General features: G+C 54.8%; 18 protein-coding genes. 3 read left to right on the plus strand and 15 right to left on the minus strand.

All coding sequences use genetic code 11. The annotated features are described in order from the left end of the window. Positions 1–46: 46 nt before the first annotated feature. Together pbpC and FDX11_RS22525 are read right to left on the minus strand one after the other, a co-directional pair. Positions 47–2,359, minus strand: a complete 2,313-nt coding sequence (gene pbpC / locus FDX11_RS22520; RefSeq protein ID WP_137398553.1) for a peptidoglycan glycosyltransferase PbpC — start codon at positions 2,357–2,359, stop codon at positions 47–49. Next, complete coding sequence (locus FDX11_RS22525; protein ID WP_137398554.1) at positions 2,360–7,294, minus strand: alpha-2-macroglobulin; 4,935 nt, start codon at positions 7,292–7,294, stop codon at positions 2,360–2,362. It abuts the gene before it with no gap. Positions 7,295–7,500: 206 nt separating this feature from the next. Here FDX11_RS22525 and sseA point away from each other — a divergent pair, with 206 nt between their 5' ends. Then, a complete protein-coding gene (sseA, locus tag FDX11_RS22530) occupies positions 7,501–8,352 on the plus strand; it encodes a 3-mercaptopyruvate sulfurtransferase (protein ID WP_061382190.1) in 852 nt (283 codons plus the stop codon). A 233-nt stretch (positions 8,353–8,585) separates the two neighbouring features. Here the strand turns inward: sseA and sseB are convergent, their stop codons facing one another. The 11 genes from sseB to trmJ form a co-directional block, all read right to left on the minus strand. Further along, positions 8,586–9,362, minus strand: a complete 777-nt coding sequence (gene sseB / locus FDX11_RS22535) for an enhanced serine sensitivity protein SseB (protein ID WP_042307197.1) — start codon at positions 9,360–9,362, stop codon at positions 8,586–8,588. Positions 9,363–9,432: 70 nt separating this feature from the next. Continuing rightward, positions 9,433–10,716 carry an aminopeptidase PepB gene (gene pepB / locus FDX11_RS22540; RefSeq protein WP_137398555.1) on the minus strand — a complete coding sequence of 428 codons (1,284 nt, stop codon included), beginning with the start codon at positions 10,714–10,716 and terminating at the stop codon, positions 9,433–9,435. A 61-nt stretch (positions 10,717–10,777) separates the two neighbouring features. Beyond that, on the minus strand, positions 10,778–10,978 hold the full coding sequence (gene iscX, locus FDX11_RS22545; protein ID WP_003037694.1) for a Fe-S cluster assembly protein IscX: 201 nt from the start codon (positions 10,976–10,978) through the stop codon (positions 10,778–10,780). Between the two features lie 11 nt (positions 10,979–10,989). After that, positions 10,990–11,325, minus strand: a complete 336-nt coding sequence (fdx, locus tag FDX11_RS22550; RefSeq protein WP_003037690.1) for an ISC system 2Fe-2S type ferredoxin — start codon at positions 11,323–11,325, stop codon at positions 10,990–10,992. Between the two features lies 1 nt (position 11,326). After that, positions 11,327–13,177, minus strand: coding sequence for a Fe-S protein assembly chaperone HscA (gene hscA / locus FDX11_RS22555; RefSeq protein ID WP_042306737.1), 1,851 nt, complete (start codon positions 13,175–13,177; stop codon positions 11,327–11,329). A gap of 15 nt (positions 13,178–13,192) precedes the next feature. Beyond that, the gene (hscB, locus tag FDX11_RS22560) at positions 13,193–13,708 is read right to left on the minus strand and encodes a co-chaperone HscB (RefSeq protein ID WP_042306735.1); all 516 of its coding nucleotides are present in this window, start codon (positions 13,706–13,708) and stop codon (positions 13,193–13,195) included. A 74-nt stretch (positions 13,709–13,782) separates the two neighbouring features. Next, positions 13,783–14,106 carry an iron-sulfur cluster assembly protein IscA gene (iscA, locus tag FDX11_RS22565; protein ID WP_003037681.1) on the minus strand — a complete coding sequence of 108 codons (324 nt, stop codon included), beginning with the start codon at positions 14,104–14,106 and terminating at the stop codon, positions 13,783–13,785. Between the two features lie 20 nt (positions 14,107–14,126). Further along, on the minus strand, positions 14,127–14,513 hold the full coding sequence (iscU, locus tag FDX11_RS22570; protein WP_002913991.1) for a Fe-S cluster assembly scaffold IscU: 387 nt from the start codon (positions 14,511–14,513) through the stop codon (positions 14,127–14,129). A 26-nt stretch (positions 14,514–14,539) separates the two neighbouring features. Beyond that, a complete protein-coding gene (gene iscS / locus FDX11_RS22575) occupies positions 14,540–15,754 on the minus strand; it encodes a cysteine desulfurase (RefSeq protein WP_003835233.1) in 1,215 nt (404 codons plus the stop codon). A gap of 112 nt (positions 15,755–15,866) precedes the next feature. Continuing rightward, positions 15,867–16,358: a Fe-S cluster assembly transcriptional regulator IscR gene (gene iscR / locus FDX11_RS22580; RefSeq protein WP_003037674.1), complete on the minus strand. Its 492-nt coding sequence runs from the start codon at positions 16,356–16,358 to the stop codon at positions 15,867–15,869. 173 nt (positions 16,359–16,531) lie between these two features. After that, entirely contained in the window at positions 16,532–17,263 is a 732-nt protein-coding gene (gene trmJ, locus FDX11_RS22585; RefSeq protein WP_042306733.1) for a tRNA (cytosine(32)/uridine(32)-2'-O)-methyltransferase TrmJ, read from the minus strand. Positions 17,264–17,381: 118 nt separating this feature from the next. On the opposite strand from trmJ, the gene suhB reads away from it, so the two are divergent. After that, entirely contained in the window at positions 17,382–18,185 is an 804-nt protein-coding gene (suhB, locus tag FDX11_RS22590) for an inositol-1-monophosphatase (RefSeq protein ID WP_003835237.1), read from the plus strand. 67 nt (positions 18,186–18,252) lie between these two features. On the opposite strand, the gene FDX11_RS22595 is transcribed toward suhB, so the two are convergent. Together FDX11_RS22595 and FDX11_RS22600 are read right to left on the minus strand one after the other, a co-directional pair. Continuing rightward, entirely contained in the window at positions 18,253–19,233 is a 981-nt protein-coding gene (locus tag FDX11_RS22595) for a nickel/cobalt transporter (RefSeq protein ID WP_061382192.1), read from the minus strand. After that, positions 19,224–19,862 carry a DUF1007 family protein gene (locus FDX11_RS22600; protein ID WP_061382193.1) on the minus strand — a complete coding sequence of 213 codons (639 nt, stop codon included), beginning with the start codon at positions 19,860–19,862 and terminating at the stop codon, positions 19,224–19,226. Before FDX11_RS22600 ends, FDX11_RS22595 begins: the two co-directional genes overlap by 10 nt. A gap of 417 nt (positions 19,863–20,279) precedes the next feature. Between FDX11_RS22600 and FDX11_RS22605 the strand changes: the two genes are divergently transcribed. Beyond that, positions 20,280–21,263 (plus strand): autoinducer 2 ABC transporter substrate-binding protein, encoded by a 984-nt coding sequence (locus tag FDX11_RS22605; RefSeq protein ID WP_003037665.1) that lies wholly within the window; start codon positions 20,280–20,282, stop codon positions 21,261–21,263. The last annotated feature ends 46 nt before the right edge of the window (positions 21,264–21,309 follow it).

The following is a 21,309-nucleotide window of genomic DNA, read 5'->3' on the forward strand; positions in this document are numbered from 1 at the left end:
TCTTTAAAATAAGCTGAGTTTTAGCAACAAATAGTCAGCAACTGGTCTACTGCAACGAAAATCTCACCGTCGCCACCTGTCCGGCGTCATCCATCACCAGCAGTTGGTAATCCCCTTTGGCCGTCAGACGTAGCGTCAGGTGACGCCCGCGCTCGTCCAAACGTTGTCCGTTAAGAAACCACCAGCGATCGCCTGTTCCACCGCTGGTTTGCACCGGCAATGAAGCCTCTGGTGAACCGGGTAAACGCTTCACAATCGCGCCATCGCGCAGACCTGTCAACTGCAACGGTAACGCGGGATCCTGTCCCAACGGCGGACATATGGCAGAAACAGGCGGTAATCTCGCCCCACGGCGCTCTGATTCCGGCAGCCATGGCTCCAGAGGCAAGGGCCAGACGATAAGCGTCTGTTCGCGCGCCTGTGGGCAATCCGCCGCCACGCGTTTACCCTCGCCGTCCAGCCAGACAGGGAAACGAATGCCGTTAACGCCTTCCTGCTCGGGTAATAACAGCGTTGGCGGCTGACTGCCATCCAGTAACCAGGTTGCCAGACGGCGGCGACAGTTGCTGTCTCCAGCCGCAAGAGATTGCCCGCCCGGCCAACATACCACGCCGCGGCTAACGGATTCAGGACGAGGATCTTCCGGCTGATTCGTCCCGCGAGAGAGCAGAAGATTGTTGACCTGATTGAGCAGCGGTACGGCGCTGGCAAAGCCAAATTGCCCCACCACCGGCGTACCGTCGGGCCTGCCGGTCCAGATGCCAATCACATAACGGGCGTTAATACCAATCGCCCACGCATCGCGATAGCCATAGCTGGTGCCCGTTTTCCACGCCAGCGGAACCACTCTGCTCAGTGCGTTATCCGGTAGCGGTTGTGCTTCGTCAGCCATAATCCGGCGAATAATCCACGCCGCGCCTGCCGACATCAGCGGGCGCTCCAGTAGCGGGTCTGACGGCTGCAGGCGCAATTTACCCGCCTTCCCGTGGCGGGCAAAGGCGCTATACGCCGCCGCCATATCATCAAGCCTTGCCCCCGCACCGCCCAAAATCAACGACAGATTCGGCGCAGCCCCTGCAGGCAGATATAACGGTAAACCGACGTTACGTAACGATGCTGCAAAACGCTTCGGACCGTAGGCTTCCAGTACCTGGACCGCGGGTAAATTCAGTGAACGTACCAGCGCCTCACTCATGCTTACCGGTCCGTGAAAACCACTGTCAAAATTCCCCGGTCGATAATCACCGGTTCGCCGTGGTACATCCTGCAACAACGAAGCGGGATGAATTAATCCGTCATCCAGCGCCAGACCATAGATAAACGGCTTCAGCACCGATCCCGGTGAGCGGATCGCATTCACCATATCCACATGACCAAAGCGGGAGTCATCATTCATATCAACTGACCCCACCCAGCCACGCACGCTCATATCGGTGTGATCGACCACAATCATCGCCAGCGAACTGCGCGCCGGTAACCGCCCTTTCCAGTTTTGCGCCAGCTCTTCGAGTTGGCGCTGCAACCCGGCGTCAAGGGTAGTCACGATTTTATCGCTTCGGCTTTTTCCCAGCATCATGCGCGAAAATAACGGCGCTAACTGCGGCATCTGCCTGGGGGCCAGCCAGACTGGCTCTTCACGTGACTCCTGCACCTGTTTTGCGGGCCAAATGCCCCGAATTGCCATACGTTCGAGCACTTTATTACGCGCCGCTTCAGCGCGGTCCGGCCAACGGTCCGGACGCAGACGGCTCGGCGCCTGTGGCAGCACAGCCAGCAGTGCGGCGTCGGAGTAGCTCAGTTGTGCAGGCGATTTGCCAAGATAGGCCCAGCTTGCTGCGCCCACACCTTGCAACGTGCCGCCAAACGGCGCACGGTTAAGATACAGCGTCAGAATGTCGCGCTTGGACAGATGCCATTCCAGCTGCAAAGCGCGCCAGAGCTGGCGAAACTTGCCGCCAAAGGTGCGTGGGTGGGGGTCGAGTAAACGTGCCACCTGCATGGTGAGCGTACTGCCGCCCGAAACAACACGCCCTGAGGAGAGGTCCTGCCATGCGGCGCGCAGCACTGAAAATGGATTGACGCCAGGATGTTTCCAGAACCAGCGGTCTTCGTAGTTGATTAAGGCCTCAAGGTAGCGGGGTGATACCTCATCAATCGTCACCGGATAACGCCAGATACCGTCCGCGTCGGCGAAGCGCCAGAGAGGCGTACCATCGTGCGCCACCACGACACGTGCGGGATCCACCTCGTGAAGCGGCAGTGGCCAGATTTTATCTGCCGCCCAAATTGCCGCCACCAACACTAGCGCAACGACTGCCAGCCAGAGCCAGCAGCCGCGTTTACCCAACCCGCGCATCATTTACGGTCTGACAATCAAAAGTCCCTCTGTCGCACCGGTCGCCCGCCATTGCGGAACATACATGGATTCGACCTGCGGGACGGGAACCTGATACGTCCCCGGCGTTACCGCCCGCGCCAGGTACACCAGCGTAACCGGCTGTCCTTCATTAACTGCCACCGCGGCGACAAAGCGATCGTCACGGAACTCAACGTGCTGGATATCCGCCTGCTGCATCTGATTAAGCAGATTCGCCACTTCGCTACCGCTATCCTGCAGGCTGGCGCTGCCGTTGGCCAGATTCTGGTTTTCCAGCTCCAGTCCGGCAGGCAGTAGGTCGACGACCAGCGCATCCGGTACGTTCTGGCTGGCTTTCACCTCCAGCCAGACCAGCACCAGCTCGCCGCTGCGCAGAGAATCCAGCGATTTGCTGTGTCCGTCGAGCCCCAGGATCTGACGCTCAATATGCAGGACGTTGCTGGCAGGCGTCGGCGAGGTTTGCGGGTAACCGCTGACGTCCAGACGCAGCCACAGCGGCTGATTACCGCTATTGGTGACGCTGAGCGTAGACAGCGCGTCGGCATCCAGATTACGCGTCTGTGATTTCTCCCCGGCTAACGGCTGTTCAGAGAGCGACGTTTGCGCCTGCCACGTGCCGGGTAAATCCTGTAACGTACGCGCGGCAAGGAACAGCGCATTATTTTCCTGAGTGGAGAGCCAGCGCTGACCAAAAGCCTGTTCTGACAGGGTATTCAGCAACGTATTCTGCACGTCTGGTTTCAGCTTGTTCTCTTCCAGCAAGGCCAGCATCAGCGCGTTGTCGCGTAGCGGGCTGCCGTAATCGGCCATCCACTGCTGCGCATCGCGGCGCGGCGTATTCAGCGCCAGCGTCAGCGCCTGTTCACTGCGATTAGCATCGCCCATGTTTTTCAGCGCGATCCCCAGTTGCAACAGCGGTAAACCAGAAGCCGCCTGAGCGCGGCGCTCCCAGATTTCACGCAGCGCGCCGAGCGGGGCTTTCTGCTGACGGGCCAGCACCAGCGCGGCGTAGGCCTGTACAGCAAACCGGCTTGCAGAGGTATCGTCGGTATAGCGAATCGACATCATGCCCGGATCCTGCAAATAGCGCAGCAGCCGCTCGTTACCCCGGTTAATCACCTCCGTCGGGACGCTGTAGCCCTGTTCATTCGCACGCACGAGGAAATCCATCACGTACGCGGTCAGCCAGTACTCTTCCGGCCCGTTTTTATCCCACAGCGCAAAACCGCCGTTATCGCGCTGCATTTGCAGTAAACGGGAAATGCCAATCTCTACTGCCGCACGGCGTTTTTCATCGCTGTCGCCCGCGATACCTAACGCCTTCAACTGCGCGGCGTTGGTGTATAAGGATGGGAACAATCCGCTCGCCGTTTGCTCAAGGCAACCGTAAGGGTAAGCTTTCAGTTCACGGATGTAGCGCGCCAGATTAAGCGGCGGCTTACCGCTGAACAGCAGTTGCCCCTGCATCGTCACAGGAGAGAAATTAGCCAACTCTTCGCCTGGCAGCTGCCAGATTGCCCCCGGCTGGAGCGCAATGCCATTATTGACGGTTTGCGCGGGAAACGCCGGACGCACGCCAATCTTCCACTGTTTGTGCTGCACAGGCAGCGTTTCCCCTGGCAGGGACAGACCGCTAATCTGCGCCTGAATGTCGCCCTCGCCAAAGCCTTCCCGCGCGCGCACCGGAATAAACAGCGTAGTCCGTACGCCTGGCGCCAGATTCACAGGCGTAGGATCTTGCCCTATCAGTTCCAGTAAACCACTGGCCGCGAGCTTAATATTCAGCGTCTGCGGTTTATCGGTCAGGTTGGTCACGTCCAGCGTCAGGCGCGAAGTATCTCCCCCGGCCAAAAAGCGCGGCATGTTCAGTTCAGCAATCACCGGCGCGGCGACAATCACTTTGCTTTCGCTGCTGCCAAAGTCATCCGCCGTCCAGGCCTGCGCCATGACCCGCAGCTCGCCGTTGAAATCACCAATCGGTAACGTCACCGTACCTTCGCCCTGCTCGTTAAGCGTGACCGGCAACGCCTGTTGCGCCACGATATTGACGTGATTGACCGGAGGCTTACCGCCACGCTTTAACTCATCGCCATCGCCACCAAAGCGCAGCGCCGCCAGACGACCTTGCCCTTCGATAACCTGACCGTAAATATCATAAATATCCGCGCCATAGCGTTTTTGCCCGAAAAACGCCTGCCATGGGTCGGGCGTGACGTAATCGGTGATGTTCAACACCCCGCTATCAACGGCAGAGACCAGTACGTTAACCTGCTTTGGCACGTCGCCATTTTTAACGCTGGCTTTAATCTTGACGGTTAACGGCTGATTTGGGCGTATTTTCGCCGGACTTTCCAGCGTCAGTCCCAGACGACGATTTTCATCGCCCAGCGGTAAATGCAGTAACCCAACCGCCCGTTTTGGCGTCGCCGAACGGGATTTGTCGCCAGGACGAACCACCAGCGCACTGAGATACAAATCGTGGCGATTCCAGGTTTTATCGACCGGAATAGTGAGATCCAGGCCATTCGCAGGCACGTCTATTTCTTGCCACCACAGCGGTCCTTCGCTGGACTCCACCATCGCATAACCTTTGCCAGCCGCGGGGGCGGCAATATGCAGCTTCATGGTATCGCCAGGACGATAGCCGGGTTTATCCAGTTTCAGGGTTACACGATCGGGACGAACAGAGCCACTGCCGTCGCTATTATCCTGCCAGCTATAACCGGCCCAGAAGCGCACGCTGCTCACCGCATCATTCGGCGCTTTTACTTCCAGACGATAGGCGCCCCACTCAACCGGGAAGCTCACTTTACCGGTTTCATCGGCCTTAAGATCCAGCGTCTGCTCACCTTCGATCAGATCTTTTTGATCAAACTGTGATTGCCAGCCCTCGCCTTCAGTCCAGTTCCAGTAATAATCTCGACGTTCCCGGATCAAACGCACCTGCAAGCCGGACACCGCTTTTTTATCGCCTTGCGCATCGGCATAAACGATATCGAAAGCGGCATTGCTGTCTTCATCGACGATAGGCTGGTTCACCGTGGTGTCAGTGCGATAATCATAAACGGCTTTCGCCGCAAACTGTGGTCGAATCCCCGGCAGCGTATCCGCAGGCCAGATGGCTTGTTCAACCCGACGCGTCACCGGGCGGCCACCCGACTCCAGCAGGCTGGCTTGCAACACCACCTGTAACGGGGAGTGCGTCTCCTGCCACTGGCTGGCGGTGGTCACTTCGCCACGACCGTGATCGTCCAGCGTGAGCTGAACTTCATCAAGGCTGCGGGAAAGGTTTTCTTCGGCAATATTACCAAACTGGAACCCTGGCAACGCCTGCACCGCCTCGCGCAATGGCCGCAAGAAAAGCTGCCCTTGCAGCGCGTTGCCGTTGGCGGGCGCGCCGTACAGGTAGTAACCCACCACCGAGAATTTCACTTCATCAGTTGGCGCTACCGGCATTTTGCTGGCGGTGAGATTGAGCGCCATCCGCTCTGGCATAAAATCTTCGACGTGGAAATCCCACATCCGCGTCTGGTTGTCGCCAGTATTGGCACGAATATGCCACATCCCGGTCGGCGCGCTGCTGTCCAGCGGCCAGCTAAAGCGGTACAGACCGTTCTCCGGCTGGCTGACAACCGAGCGTAAAACCTGTCCGTCTGGCTTAACGACTTCCAGCTTCACCGGCTGGTCGGGTAACGTTTTACCGTCGCTGTCACGTAGTAATCCATTGAGGATCACCGTTTCACCGGGGCGATAGAGATCGCGCGGACCAAACATAAAGAACTGTTTGCTGTATCCCGGCGCGCCGGCAATATCAAACTCAGCCAGATCCAACGCCGGAAGTTTCAGGTCAAGCAGCGTGGTCTGCCCGTCTTTTCGGGCCAGCAATAAGGCAGCTTCTTTATCCGTCTTAAGCTGTACATGACCCTGTGCGTCGCTGGTGGCCTGCGCCAGCGTCTGCCCTTTTTCGTTGAGTAATGTGACTTCAATGCCCTGCTGCGCTGCGCCGTTTTCCAGACTCTGTGTAAAGACATCCAGTTGATTGTGGTAGCGATGCGCCGATACACCAATATCGCTGAGCGTAAACAGCGTCGCGGCATTACTGTAGTTGTATTTTCCGGCCTGATTCATCACCGCGATGTAAACGCCGGTCTGCTGCAACGGTTTGATTTCGCTCAGCGGGAGCAACAGCTTTTCGCGCGTGTTACGCGCAGGGTTGAGATCAAAGCGTCCGGTATAGACCAGTTCCGCCATTTTCAGCAGATTATCGGATTCCCAGTTCGACAACGAATTGCGGTATTCCCACTGGCTGACGAACGCGCCAAGCGACTCTGGCTTCACGCGATAAAAATTCACATCCACACTGTTAACGTTGAGCGCCATCACCGGCAGCCCTTCAATCACTTTTCCTAGCAGTAGCGAACCGCGACTGGCAAACCCTACGCTCGGCTGGACGTCACGTGTGGTGATGTTTTTTTCATAATCGATGCCAAACGTCGCTTTATTCAGCGCCAGTAAATCACGCTCAATGGTAACCACCAGTTCCCGGTTAGGTTCGAGGTGGCGTAAGCGTAGCTCTTTCAGGTTTGGCGCCAGTTCCCACGCCCCATCGACTTTGCCGCTTTTTTTATCGACAACGTGCACTACACGGGAAAAATCTTGTTCCGGATCGAGGGGAATGGAGAAGGTCAATACGAGCGTTGCTGCGCCGTCGAGTTGGACCTCTGAGGCATCCAACAGCGTCAGCGACTTGCCCTGACTTTGTTGCATCAGCTTTTCTAACTGAGCCTTGTCTTTTGCGGGCGCGGTCTGCGGCGCAGGTGCATCCGGCTTCGCAGCCGTCGTCGATTTTTCGTTATTATTATCGCACCCGACAAGTGCCAGCATCAGCATGCAGGCCGCTACGCGTAAATGTTTCATTGTTCATCCCTGGCCGTAGTGGCCCGTTAGCTACGTAGAACAACTATTATGCGTTAGTTTTCTGGCTGTGGAAGCCAGTAAATGAACAACGTTGTCCTAATTTTCGTGATTAATGTGGATTCGCCTGCCAAATCAGCCTCTTTTACTTGTCGCTTTGCACTAAACGTCCGACAATTTGCCAAAACCTGGTAAAAATGGAGATGCCTATGACCACCGCCTTCTTTGTCGCTGCCGACTGGCTTGCCGAACACATTGACGACCCGGAAATACAAATCCTTGATGCCCGGATGGCACCTCCAGGTCAGGAAGATCGCGATGTTGGCGAGGAGTATCGTGCGGGTCATATTCCTGGCGCCGTTTTTTTTGATATTGAAGCGCTTTCTGACCATACCTCGCCGTTGCCGCACATGATGCCGCGCCCGGAAGCCTTCGCTGTCGCGATGCGCGAATTGGGTGTTCATCAGGATAAACATCTGGTTGTCTACGATGACGGCAACCTTTTTTCCGCCCCCCGCGCATGGTGGATGCTGCGGACTTTTGGCGTCGAGAATGTCTCCATTCTGGCGGGCGGTCTTGCTGGCTGGCAGCGCGATGAGCTAATGCTGCAGGAAGGAAACGAGGAGTTACCCGAAGGCGAATTTAACGCCGCATTTACGCCTGAAGCCGTGGTGCGCGTCACTGATGTGCTGCTGGCCAGTCATGAAAAAACGGCGCAGATCGTCGATGCCCGCCCGGCTGCACGTTTTAATGCCGAAGTTGACGAGCCGCGTCCTGGTCTGAAGCGTGGTCATGTGCCTGGTGCGCTTAACGTACCGTGGACAGAGCTGGTTCGTGACGGCGAACTGAAAACTACCGACGAACTGGATGCTATTTTCTTCAGCCACGGCGTGAGCTTTGACCGCCCCATTATCGCCAGCTGCGGCTCCGGCGTAACGGCTGCCGTGGTGGTACTGGCGCTTGCCACTCTGGATGTTTCGAACGTCTCATTGTATGACGGGGCGTGGAGCGAATGGGGAGCGCGCAACGATTTACCGGTAGAACCGACTGAGGCTAAATAAAATCTGATTTACCCTTCTTTTTCGCCGACAAAAAAACCGCTCAGTTGAGCGGTTTTTTTGTGCCAGTCCGGTTCGCGGCCTTTCTGGCAGGCTGTGTTGCCATAGCAACGCAGGCACATCGTAGTGATTTAATACTCCCTTTTAAGGGAGTAAAAGTCAAGTTAGTTAGCCGAGAAATTATTCACAACGTGAGGTATTATTCTCCGTGGCCCTTCGGGGCGGCTTTCCTTTACTCAGATAATCCGGTTCTGTTTAAAATCGCGCAGGAAGCCGCCCCAGCGGCGTTCGTAGAACGGCGCGATATGCTCGGTGATAAAGTGGCTGACACCCTTCTCGCCTTTCTTCACCTGGCAAATATCAATCGGTTCATCGCCCGGTAATGTGTCGGTCGCGACGCTGCCCGCAGCGTGGATGATCTCTTCAATATCACCGTCAGCTTCAATCCCGATCAACAGGTTTGGCTGAGCTTCCGCACTTTCTTTGATTGAGCAAAGAAACGCGCGTTTTACCGGCTTGATGGTTTTAAACAGCGTGGTCAGCGAGTCAATCATCTGCGCTGGTGGTTCAGCGACTTCAGAGAGGATCAGCGATTCCCCCCCTTCCAGAACCTCCTGGGTGCTTAGCGGACTCCCCTCTTCACCGATCAGCAGACTGATTTCACGCGGCATAAACTCTTTGCCGGTCGGCAGTTTCGCGTTGAGAAACAGCGTTTCGCCAAGCGTCATTTCAAACAACGTACGCACCGGCATAACGACAAATGCTTGCTCATCTTCAACCGCCTGCTGCAAAGCCTCAAGGGAAGTAAAGAACGGGATCACGGTTGTGCCGTCTTCTTTTTCCCAGTGCTGCAGATCGAGAGCGCTGTCTTCAACCACCGCCTCGCCTTCTGCAGCAGTACCCGGCACCCAAACGGTGGATTCAAGTAAAGTACGGAAAAATGCCGGTCGATGCGCAGGCTCTGTCGCCGCTTGTTCCAGCAACGTTTCTAATTCATTTTTTGTTTCGGTCATAAGGATCACAAATTGGATGAATACATGTAGGCCGGATAAGCGTCGCGCCATCCGGCAATACAGTCATGAATTATGCGGTCAGCAGATTCGCGATGGTGCGCACACCCAGACCGGTTGCGCCCGCAGACCACTGCTCAACCGGCGCTTTGCGATAGGTTGCAGAGCAGTCGATGTGCAGCCAGCCTTGCTGGTAGTTTTCCACAAAATGGGACAGGAAGCCCGCCGCCGTGCTCGCACCCGCCGGGTAGGCCGCGCTACCGGTGTTGTTTAGTTCAGCAAAGTTAGATGGCAACTGACTACGGTGGAACTCAGCCAACGGTAGACGCCAGAACGGCTCGTTTTCTTGTGCCGCGCTTGCCAGCAGACGGGCAGCCAGCTTGTCGTCAAAGCTGAACAACGCGTGATAATCGTTACCCAGGGCGGTTTTCGCGGCACCGGTCAGCGTAGCTGCATCAATAATCAGCTCCGGTTTCTGCGCGCTGGCGTCGATCAAACCATCCGCCAGCACCAGGCGTCCTTCCGCATCGGTATTCATCACTTCAACTTTTTTGCCGTTGCGATAGTGAATAATATCGCCCAGTTTAAAGGCGTTGCCGCTGATAAGGTTATCAGCGCAGCACAGGTACAGTTTCACACGCTTGTTCAGACCACGGGTAATGGCAAACGCCAGCGCGCCAGTGACCGTTGCCGCACCGCCCATATCGGACTTCATTGAGTCCATAAATGCGCTTTGCTTGATGCTGTAACCGCCTGAGTCAAAGGTAATTCCCTTACCAACCAGGCAAGCATAAACCGGGGCTTCTTTATCACCGGTAGGATTGTAGTCCAGCGCCAGCAGCACCGGAGGACGCTCAGAACCTCGCCCCACGGTATGCAGCCCCATGTAGTTCTGCTCGCGCAGATCTTCACCTTTGGTGATGCGGTAAGAGACGTTATCGCAGGCCACCCCGCACAGCAGGTCGACCGCGCGCTGCGCCAGTTGTTCCGGACCCAGTTCTTCCGCCGGGGCGTTAATGGTATCGCGCACCCAGTCAATAATCTTCAGACGGTTATCCAGCTCTTTGCTCTGTGCTTCGTCCAGGGTAGCCCACTCAACTTTGCGGGTGCCTTTTGGTCCTTTATAGCCCTGCCAGAAAGCCCAGCTGCGTTCGGTATCCCAGCCTTCACCGTCCAGTTGAACGTGTTTAATACCCAGGCCGTCGATTTTACGCGCGGCGCGCTGGATAAGGCCAAGGTCATCTTTTCCGTTCAGGTGCAGGGTAATGCCTTCATTATTAATGCTGTATGTAGCCTTTTCACCCCAGCGGGCATCGGCAGGTTGCGTGGAAAGCGTAATTTTCATGGCTTCTGTCATTTTATTTATCCTTATTTTCGCGCATACAGGAAAACGGGCCACCCGTGGGCAGCCCGTTAACTTATTCGGCTTCGTCCAGCCAGACCAGCAAAATGGCCTCAAGGATTTTTTCGTTCGATGCCTGTGGATCATCATCGAACTCTTCCAGGTCACAGATCCATTGGTGCAGATCGGTGAAACGAACGGTCTTGGGATCAAGATCGGGGAAGGCGTCGTACAGCGCTTCACCGATTTCACGGCTATCGGTCCACTTCAGTCCCATACTACCCTCTGTTAATGCTCACGTGCATGATTGATTGTGTAACGTGGGATTTCGACCACTAAATCGTCCTCGGTTACCCGCGCCTGGCAGCTTAAACGGCTTTCCGGCTCCAGACCCCAGGCTTTATCCAGCATGTCGTCTTCTTCTTCCGTGCTTTCCGGCAAAGAATCAAAACCTTCACGTACGATGCAGTGACAGGTCGTACAGGCACAGGATTTTTCACAGGCGTGTTCAATTTCGATACCGTTACGCAGGGCAACGTCGAGAATGGTTTCGCCGGTCTCAGCTTCCAGAACTGCGCCATCGGGACAGAGATCCTGATGAGGCAAAATAACAATCTTTGGCATATTAAACCTCGTCCACGGAATGGCCTTTCAGCGCGCTACGGACGGATTTGTCCATGCGGCGAGCGGCGAATTCCTGGGTTTGTTTGTCTACGTTTTTAATGGCTTGTTCTATCGCGTCAACATCGTCACCCTGCGCAACCTCGCTCAAGTGCGCGGCGGCGGTGTCGATAGCCTGACGTTCTGCGGCGCTTAACAGCGCGGCATCAGCGTTCAGCGCACCGGATAAACTTTCCAGTACACGTGCCGCTTCGACTTTCTGTTCTGCCAGCATACGGGCTTTGACGTCCTGCTCGGCAAAACTCATCGAATCCTGAATCATGGAGGCGATTTCGCCGTCAGTCAGACCGTAGGACGGTTTAACCTGGATTGAGGACTCAACGCCTGTGGATTTCTCCATGGCGGTGACGCTCAGCAGCCCATCGGCATCCACCTGGAAGGTCACGCGGATATGCGCGCCGCCTGCTGGCAGCGCCGGAATACCGCGCAGCGCAAAACGCGCCAGTGAACGGCAGTCCTGCACCAGCTCACGCTCGCCTTGCATCACGTGGATGGACATTGCGGTCTGGCCGTCTTTAAAGGTGGTAAAGTCCTGCGCACGCGCCACCGGGATAGTGGTATTACGCGGGATCACTTTCTCCACCAGGCCGCCCATGGTTTCCAGTCCCAGGGACAGCGGGATGACGTCCAGCAGCAGCATTTCGCTGTCCGGTTTATTTCCGACCAGAATATCCGCCTGGATTGCCGCACCGATAGCGACCACTTTGTCCGGGTCAATAGAGGTCAGCGGCGTACGGCCAAAAAACTCACCCACGCGTTCACGTACCAGCGGTACGCGCGTTGAACCACCGACCATCACCACTTCCAACACATCCTGCGGCTCAACACCCGCATCTTTCAGCGCGCGACGACAGGCCAGCAACGTACGCTTAACCAGTGCGGAAATAAGTTCATTGAAGGTTTCACGGGTGATTTCACCCTGCCATCCCGCCACGTTAACCGCCACAGAATCGGCGTCGCTGAGCGCAATTTTCGCCGCAATGGCGGCATCCAACAGTTCACGCTGTACGCGGTTGTCGCTACGATCGGTAACTCCCGCCTGCTCGCGAATGTAATCGGCGAGCAGATGGTCAAAATCATCACCGCCGAGTGCGGAATCACCGCCGGTCGCCAGCACTTCGAACACGCCGCGGCTCAGGCGCAGAATAGAAATATCAAAGGTACCGCCGCCAAGGTCATAGACCGCGATCACGCCTTCCTGACCGGAGTCCAGGCCATAAGCAATCGCCGCAGCGGTCGGCTCATTCAGCAGACGTAATACGTGCAGGCCAGCCAGACGCGCGGCGTCTTTGGTCCCCTGACGCTGCGCATCGTCAAAATATGCCGGAACGGTGATCACGACGCCGTCCAGTTCACCGGACAGCGATTCGGTTGCCCGCGCGGCCAGCGCTTTCAGAATGTCAGCGGATACGCGCACCGGATTAAGTAAACCGGCAGCGGTTTCAATCATCGGCAGGCCGTTTTCACTGGCCTGAAATGTATAAGGCTGATGCGGATAGCGCGCCTGGATATCCGCCAGAGAGCGGCCCATCATGCGTTTTACCGAACTAACGGTATTGGCCGGGTCAAGCGCGGCATTGGCGCGAGCATCGTAACCGACAGAGTAGCCCTGCGGCTGATAGTGAACCACTGACGGCAACAGGTGGCGACCTTCGTGGTCTGCCAGCGTTTCGGCCTGGCCGCTGCGTACGGTCGCAACCAGGGAGTTGGTGGTGCCTAAATCGATGCCTACCGCCAGACGACGCTGATGCGGCGCGGCGCTCAGACCAGGCTCACTAATTTGTAATAAGGCCATTTTCGCTTCCGGAAATTAAAAATCGAGCAGTTTTTCTTCGAGTTGTTCTGCACTGCTTCGCAGTTTATCGAGAAAACGCAGCTTACGCACGGTATCCGCCGCCGCGTCCCACATCTCGTTATCCAGCTGTTCAACCATCAGTTGATGGCGACTTTCAAACATTTTTTTCACGCGCTGGATAAAGCTTTCCAGTCGCGATTCGTCTTTTGCCTGCTCAATCTCGTCAAGCTCTTCCCGCAGCTCCAGTTGCTCCATCAGGAACGCGGTATCACGCACCGTGTGCTGCTCATTGCGAATATCAAAGCCGTGTAAAGACAATAAGTATTCGGCGCGCATCAAGGGATGACGCAGCGTTTGCCAGGCCTGGTTAATGGTGGCGGACTGCGAAACCGCAGCAAGTTGCTCCGCCTGAGAACCGCTGGCGAATTTATCAGGATGATACTGACGTTGGAGATCCTGAAAACGGATCGTCAGAGCCTGGAGATCAATAGGATATTGAGCGGGTAATCCGAAGAGAGTGAAGTAATCCATAACTATCTCAGGGGTAGCCTGTTAGAACAAACCCCACACGTAAAATCATGCGTGTGGGGTTATCGGTGAGCGCGTTATACGTGGAAGCTTTCGCCGCATCCACATTCGTCTTTCACGTTCGGGTTAGTGAACTTAAACCCTTCGTTCAGACCTTCTTTGACGAAGTCTAACTGCGTACCGTCGAGAAATTGCAGGCTCTTACCGTCGACCACAACTTTAACGCCTTTGTCTTCAAACACGGTATCTTCAGCCGCCGGCTCGTCAACAAATTCCAGTACATAGGCCATACCTGAGCAGCCGGAGGTTCTCACGCCCAGACGCAGACCAAACCCTTTACCGCGGTTTGCCAGGAAGGTATTTACACGCGCTGCTGCACTGTCGCTTAAGGTAATCGACATAATAAAACCTCAACTCTTAATTATTTTGCTTCACGTTTGCTTTTGTAATCCGCAATCGCGGCTTTAATCGCGTCTTCAGCCAGGATAGAGCAGTGAATTTTCACCGGTGGCAGTTCAAGCTCGTCGGCGATATCGGTGTTTTTAATCGCCTGTGCTTCGTCCAGAGATTTCCCTTTTACCCATTCGGTAACCAGAGAACTGGAGGCAATAGCGGAACCGCAGCCGTAAGTCTTGAAACGCGCGTCTTCAATGATACCCTCATTGTTGACTTTGATCTGCAACTTCATCACGTCGCCACAGGCTGGTGCACCGACCATGCCGCTACCCACGTTCTCGTCGCTGTTGTCAAAAGAGCCCACGTTACGTGGATTCTCGTAATGATCGATAACTTTTTCGCTGTAAGCCATGTTGAATTCTCCTTATCGGTGCCGAATTAGTGATGTGACCATTCAATACTGTTCAAATCCACGCCCTGTTTGAACATTTCCCACAGTGGAGAAAGGTCGCGCAGACGGCCAATGGAGTTGCGAACCAGATTGATGGCATAGTCAATCTCTTCTTCGGTAGTGAAACGACCTAAAGAGAAACGAATTGAGCTGTGTGCCAGCTCGTCGGTCATACCCAGCGCGCGCAGCACGTAGGATGGCTCCAGGCTTGCTGAAGTACATGCAGAACCGGAGGATACCGCCAGGTCTTTCAGCGCCATAATCAGAGACTCGCCTTCAACAAAGTTGAAGCTGACGTTGAGAATGTTCGGTGCGCCCTGTTCGAGATCGCCGTTCAGGTACACTTCTTCCATGTCCTTCACGCCGTTCCACAGACGGTTACGCAGGCTGCGCAGACGCGCCATCTCGGTTTCCATCTCTTCTTTAGCGATACGGTACGCTTCACCCATGCCCACGATCTGGTGAACAGGCAAAGTACCGGAACGCATGCCGCGCTCGTGACCACCGCCGTGCATCTGCGCTTCAATACGAATACGCGGTTTACGACGCACATACAGCGCGCCAATACCTTTCGGGCCATAGATTTTGTGGCCGGAGAAGGACATCAGGTCAACTTTCAGCTGGCTCAGGTCGATCGGCAGTTTGCCCACGCTCTGAGTGGCGTCAACGTGATAGATGATGCCGCGCGCACGGCACATTTCGCCGATAGTCGCGATATCCTGCACCACGCCGATTTCGTTGTTCACGTGCATGATGGACACGAGGATGGTGTCGTCACGCATTGCCGCTTCAAGTTCTTTAAGATCGATGATGCCGTTACGCTGCGGGGCGAGGTAGGTAACTTCGAACCCTTCGCGCTCCAGCTGACGACAGGTATCCAGCACGGCTTTGTGTTCGGTTTTGCTGGTGATGATGTGCTTGCCTTTTTTCTGATAAAAGTTGGCTGCACCTTTAATCGCCAGGTTATCGGATTCCGTCGCACCGGAAGTAAATACGATTTCACGCGGGTCAGCGCCCACGAGGTCGGCAATCTGGTTACGGGCGATATCTACCGCCTCTTCAGCCTGCCAGCCAAAACGGTGTGAACGAGACGCTGGGTTACCAAAGTTTCCGTCCAGGGTCAGACACTGCATCATTTTCTCGGCAACACGCGGGTCCACCGGCGTGGTTGCGGAGTAATCGAGATAGATCGGTAATTTCATTGCTCTATAAACTCCGTACATCGCTTCAATGCAAGGAACCAGGCAACCGGCTGGATGTACGACCGAGTTAACGGGGCGTCGAACACCCCGGCCTGATTCTGAAATACTTTTATTATGCGCGTAACTTAACGTCGATCGCGTCTTGAGCACGATTAGTGCGTGGAGCGTCATGCGTGTGCTGGCGACCAGACACATCCAGGACTTCCTGGTTATTCACCAGTTCGCCCAACGTAATGTTGTTGAGGAATCCGGTCAGACGATCGCTCAGATCGCGCCACAGCGCATGGGTCAGGCATTTATCGCCGCCCTGACAACCGCCTTTGCCCTGGCAACGGGTCGCATCTACAGACTCGTCGACAGCGCTAATGACTTCACCTACTGCGATGCTCCCGGCATCTTTACCCAGCAGATACCCGCCGCCTGGTCCACGTACGCTTGAAACCAGACCGTTTTTACGCAAACGGGAAAACAGCTGCTCCAGATATGACAGGGAAATTCCCTGACGTTCAGAAATATCAGCCAACGGTACCGGGCCCGTTTCGGAGTTGAGCGCAACGTCCAACATTGCGGTCACGGCATAACGCCCTTTTGATGTCAGTCTCATGTCTTACTTAGCCTCAAACTCGCCCCTGCCCGGGGTTTTTTATTGTAAAATGGGGGTATTGCATAGCAGGGGCAAGTCTGACATTCCCGACTAAATCAGTCAACTATTTACTTGACTAATTTAGTCAGGTATTTAACCTTCAGTGCCGTTTTCACTTGCAGGAGGCGTTTCGCTTACTTGCCTTTATTCTGCTGTTCAATCGACGCCAAAATTCCGCGCAAAATGTTCAGCTCCTGACTCTCAGGACGCGCACGCGTAAACAGACGACGCAGCTTGTTCATCACTTGTCCCGGATGGCCTTCGCGAATAAATCCGGTCGACAGCAGCGTTTGTTCCAGATGACCGTAAAAACGCTCTAAATCATCCACCAGCGGATACTCAGCTTCTTCGTATTCGACGGTCTTATCACCTTCCTGCGTCGCCAGCCAGGCCATGCGGACTTCATAAGAGATAACCTGCACCGCCATCGCCAGGTTGAGCGAACTGTATTCCGGGTTCGCGGCAATGGCGACGTGGTAATGGCATTTTTGCAGTTCTTCATTGGTCAGGCCAACGCGTTCACGGCCAAATACCAGCGCCACCGGCGTATTCGCCGCTTCAGAGACGCTTTTTAAGCCGCATTCGCGCGGGTCCAGCATCGGCCACGGCAACGTACGGGAACGCGCGCTGGTGCCTACTACCAGACTACAACCCGCCAGCGCTTCATCGAGGGTATCGACGATCTGCGCGCTGCCAATCACATCGCTGGCACCTGCCGCCAGGGCGATGGCCTGCGAGTCCGGTTTGACCAGTGGATTAACCAGCCACAGATTGGTTAAACCCATGGTTTTCATTGCGCGGGCCACAGAGCCCATGTTGCCAGTGTGAGAGGTTTCCACCAGCACGATTCGAATGTTTTGCAGCATTGTATTTCTTCGGCTAAAGATTATTCGGGCATATTATCATAAAACGAAGACATATTCCGAACTCGCTGCTATACTCTGCGCCGTTTTCCCGTTCTTTAACATCCAGTGAGAGAGACCGATGCATCCGATGCTGACCATCGCCGTGCGCGCAGCGCGCAAGGCGGGTAATGTAATTGCCAAACACTACGAAACCCCAGACTCTGTAGAAACCAGCCAGAAAGGCAGCAATGATTTCGTGACTAACGTCGATAAAGCCGCCGAAGCGATTATTATCGAAACGATTCGCAAATCTTACCCACAGCACACCATCATCACCGAAGAAAGCGGTGAACATGTTGGTGAAGATTTGGATGTTCAATGGGTTATCGATCCACTGGATGGCACTACCAACTTCGTAAAACGTCTGCCGCACTTCGCGGTATCTATCGCAGTACGCATTAAAGGCCGTACTGAAGTTGCCGTTGTTTACGATCCAATGCGTAATGAACTGTTCACCGCAACCCGCGGCCAAGGCGCTCAGCTTAACGGTTACCGTCTGCGTGGCAGCACGGCTCGCGATCTGGACGGCACCATCATTGCCACCGGCTTCCCGTTCAAAGCGAAACAGCACGCTGCTTCTTACATGAAAATCCTTGGCAACATGTTTACCGAATGCGCTGACTTCCGCCGCACCGGCTCTGCCGCGCTGGATCTGGCCTACGTTGCCGCAGCCCGCGTTGACGGTTATTTCGAAATTGGTCTGCGCCCGTGGGATTTCGCCGCAGGTGAGCTGATTGCTCGTGAAGCCGGCGCACTGGTTTGCGACTTCACCGGCGGCCATAACTACATGGCAACCGGCAACATCGTTGCAGGTAACCCGCGCGTAGTGAAAGCCATGCTGGCTAACATGCGTGATGAACTGAGCGACGCGCTGAAGCGTTAATCTGCTGTGGTGCCGGATGCGACGCTTTCGCGTCTTATCCGGCCTACAATTCCTGCCGCTCACTAATCTAAAACGGTCTTAATCCCCTACCTACCGGCACCGCGCTCATCCACATCACCACCGCCGCCGCAATCAATATCGCCCCACCGGCTAATGCCAGCGTTGTCCAGCCAATCTGTCGCCACAGCACCGGCGCTTTATGCCCGCTAAGTCTTACCGCCAGCGAGCGGAAACTGTGTACCAATAAAGCCAGTGACGTAATCGTCAAAGAAGTTCCCGCCGCCATCGCCAGCGCCGAGGCCATGCCCCAGCTAAAGACGCCAATCACTTTACTGAACAGCAGCACCATGATAGCCCCGGAGCATGGGCGCATCCCCATAGACAGAATAATCATCAACCGGGCGCGCCAGTCATCACCGCTTTGCAACTGTTCCGGCTGCGGTAAATGCTGATGCCCGCAGCCACAGCCGTCGTGATGCACATGGTGCGGTGTGAAAGCGGTAAACGTTGGCCGTTTTAGCAATGAGCGCAGTTTTTTCAGCGCCCGCCAGCACAGCAGCAGGCCCAACACGCCCACCAGCACATAGCTTCCTCTTTCCAGCCAGAAGCTGCTCATATGCAGCTGCCGCGCAGGTAACTGCAAGACGGTGAGCACGATAACGACCAGACCAATCGCGACCAGTCCTTGTAATAAAGACGACGCCAGCGTCAGGCCGATACTTGATTTGAGTTTTGACGGGTGCGTCGCAAGCCAGGTAGTAATCACCACTTTTCCATGTCCCGGCCCCAGTGCATGCAGGACGCCATAGAGAAAACTAAACAGCAGCAGCGATCCCCCTGCCTGGGTCGGACTGGCAGCAACCGCTTTCAGCAATCCGCTCATCTGTTGGTTTACTTCGCGCTGCCAGACGATGCTTTTCATCATCACCTGCGGCCAGGCCTGCCATAGCCACAGTATGCCGCCTGCCGCCAGCAACAAAAATAGCGCCAGCGGCCACAGCGTGAGCCAGCGGCGTCCGGCGGGGCGTGGCTGATAAACTACTGACATTGCAGCGTTACCGTTTGTGCGAACTGTTTACCCAACTCCATATCCTCCGGTGGTGCATCTTCTTTATCCAGCGACTGGGCAAAGCTCAGCGTTTGTTCATTCGGCGTCGGTGTATGGACAGTGAGTCGGCATTGCTGGCTAATGGCCTGCCCCAGCATAGCGTCGCTGTCCTGGTCATAGCTCATATCAACGTAGTAGGTCGGGTCGAAGGTTGAAATGGTATATTTTTGACCACTCAGCGGCTGCGGTTCAGCTAATGGTAGAACGAACGTTAGCACCGCCTGATGTTCCTCACGTTCCATGCCGTATTCCGTCGGCCTGTTTTTAAACTTTACCTTTTGCCCGTCATGCCACACTTCGGTGAAATAATGCTGCCCAAGCACATTCGCCATCACTTCCGCCGCCAGTTTTTTCCAGATCTCCGAGCCAGGTTTGGCATTCCCCGCATCGTAAAGCAGATCAGCCGAGGTGATTTCATCCATCATCCAGCGCATTTTCAGCGCCACGAACTGATTATTCTCGCTCACGATCTCAGTTTTCAAATGGATAAAGCTATGGGGATGAGCGCCTGCGTCAAAAGACAGGACAGCAAGAAACAACGTGACAATGATGCGTTTAACGCGCTGCATGGCTTCTCCACGATAAAAATCCAGGCTGCCAGAAATAATGGTATGTTTGGCGAAAGAGTGCTGAGGATATCATTGAACGAAAAAATGTTGAGCACCCTTTTCCGGTATCGATTCAGTTCTCAATTTCGAGATTTCTTTTTCCAGCAACACCCGTCTAAATCCCTTCTCGCCACCACAATTTACGCAAAATGATAATTAATTGTTAATTTATGGTTTCATTTTAATAATCCATTAACAATAACTTTGCTGTCATGGATATAAAACTCCTTTAATTTAACCAATTTTTAACCATTATTTTTCCATAAATTCACAATGCTGGACATAGATCACATTCATGAAACTCATGATTCATTCCCTCTTCCATTCGTAGTTAACTTCACCCCGTGACATGTCCTGCCCCCTACGAAAGGTACAACTATGAAATTCAAACTCGCATTACTCAGTGCAACCCTGGTTTCTGCATGCATGTTGTCCGGCACGTCCTTTGCGGCGGAAAAATATGAAATTGCTGTGGTTGCCAAAGTCACCGGGATCCCATGGTTTAACCGCATGGAAACCGGCGTGAATGAAGCAGCAAAAAAATTGGATGTGAATGCTTACCAGACCGGGCCTTCCACGCCGGATCCGGCTCAGCAGGTGAAAGTCATTGAGGATCTGATCGCCAAAAATGTTAACGCAATCATCGTGGTGCCGAATGATGCCAAGGTCCTTGAGCCGGTGCTGAAAAAAGCGCGCGACAAAGGCATCGTGGTGCTGACGCACGAATCCCCGGACGAGCAGATTGGCCAGTGGGATATTGAAACCATCGACAGTGAAAAATATGCGCAGGCTAACGTCGATGAATTAGCAAAAAACATGGGCGGCAAAGGCGGGTATGCCATCTATGTCGGTTCGCTGACGGTCCCACTTCATAACGCGTGGGCAGATTATGCAATTAAGTACCAGAAAGAAAAATATCCGGAGATGTTCGAGGTCACTTCACGTCTGCCAGTCGCGGAAAGCATCGATAAATCCTACGCCACCACGCTGGACCTGATGAAAACCTATCCGCAGATGAAGGGCATTATCGGCTTTGGCTCGCTGGGTCCTATCGGTGCGGGTCAGGCGGTACAGAAAAAACGCGCCAAAGATAAAATCGCCGTCGTCGGGATCGCCATGCCAGCACAGGCTGCACCTTACCTGATGCGCGGTGATATTAAGAAAGCGCTGCTGTGGGATCCAAAAGACGCGGGTTATGCGCTGGTAACGGTGGCCGATCAGCTGTTGCAGGGTAAAGAAGTGAACGCCGATCTGAGTATCGATGGTTTAGGGAAAGCCGATATCGACACGGAGAAGAAAGTGATCCGCTTTAACAAGATCCTCGAAGTCACCAAAGACAACGCACAATCACTCGGTTTCTAAGGCTTTAGCCGACACCAGGGAACCTTAACGCCGACCGTCTGGTCGG

Origin of the sequence: Citrobacter sp. wls714 (assembly GCF_005281025.1) — a bacterium.
Lineage (GTDB): Bacteria > Pseudomonadota > Gammaproteobacteria > Enterobacterales > Enterobacteriaceae > Citrobacter > Citrobacter werkmanii.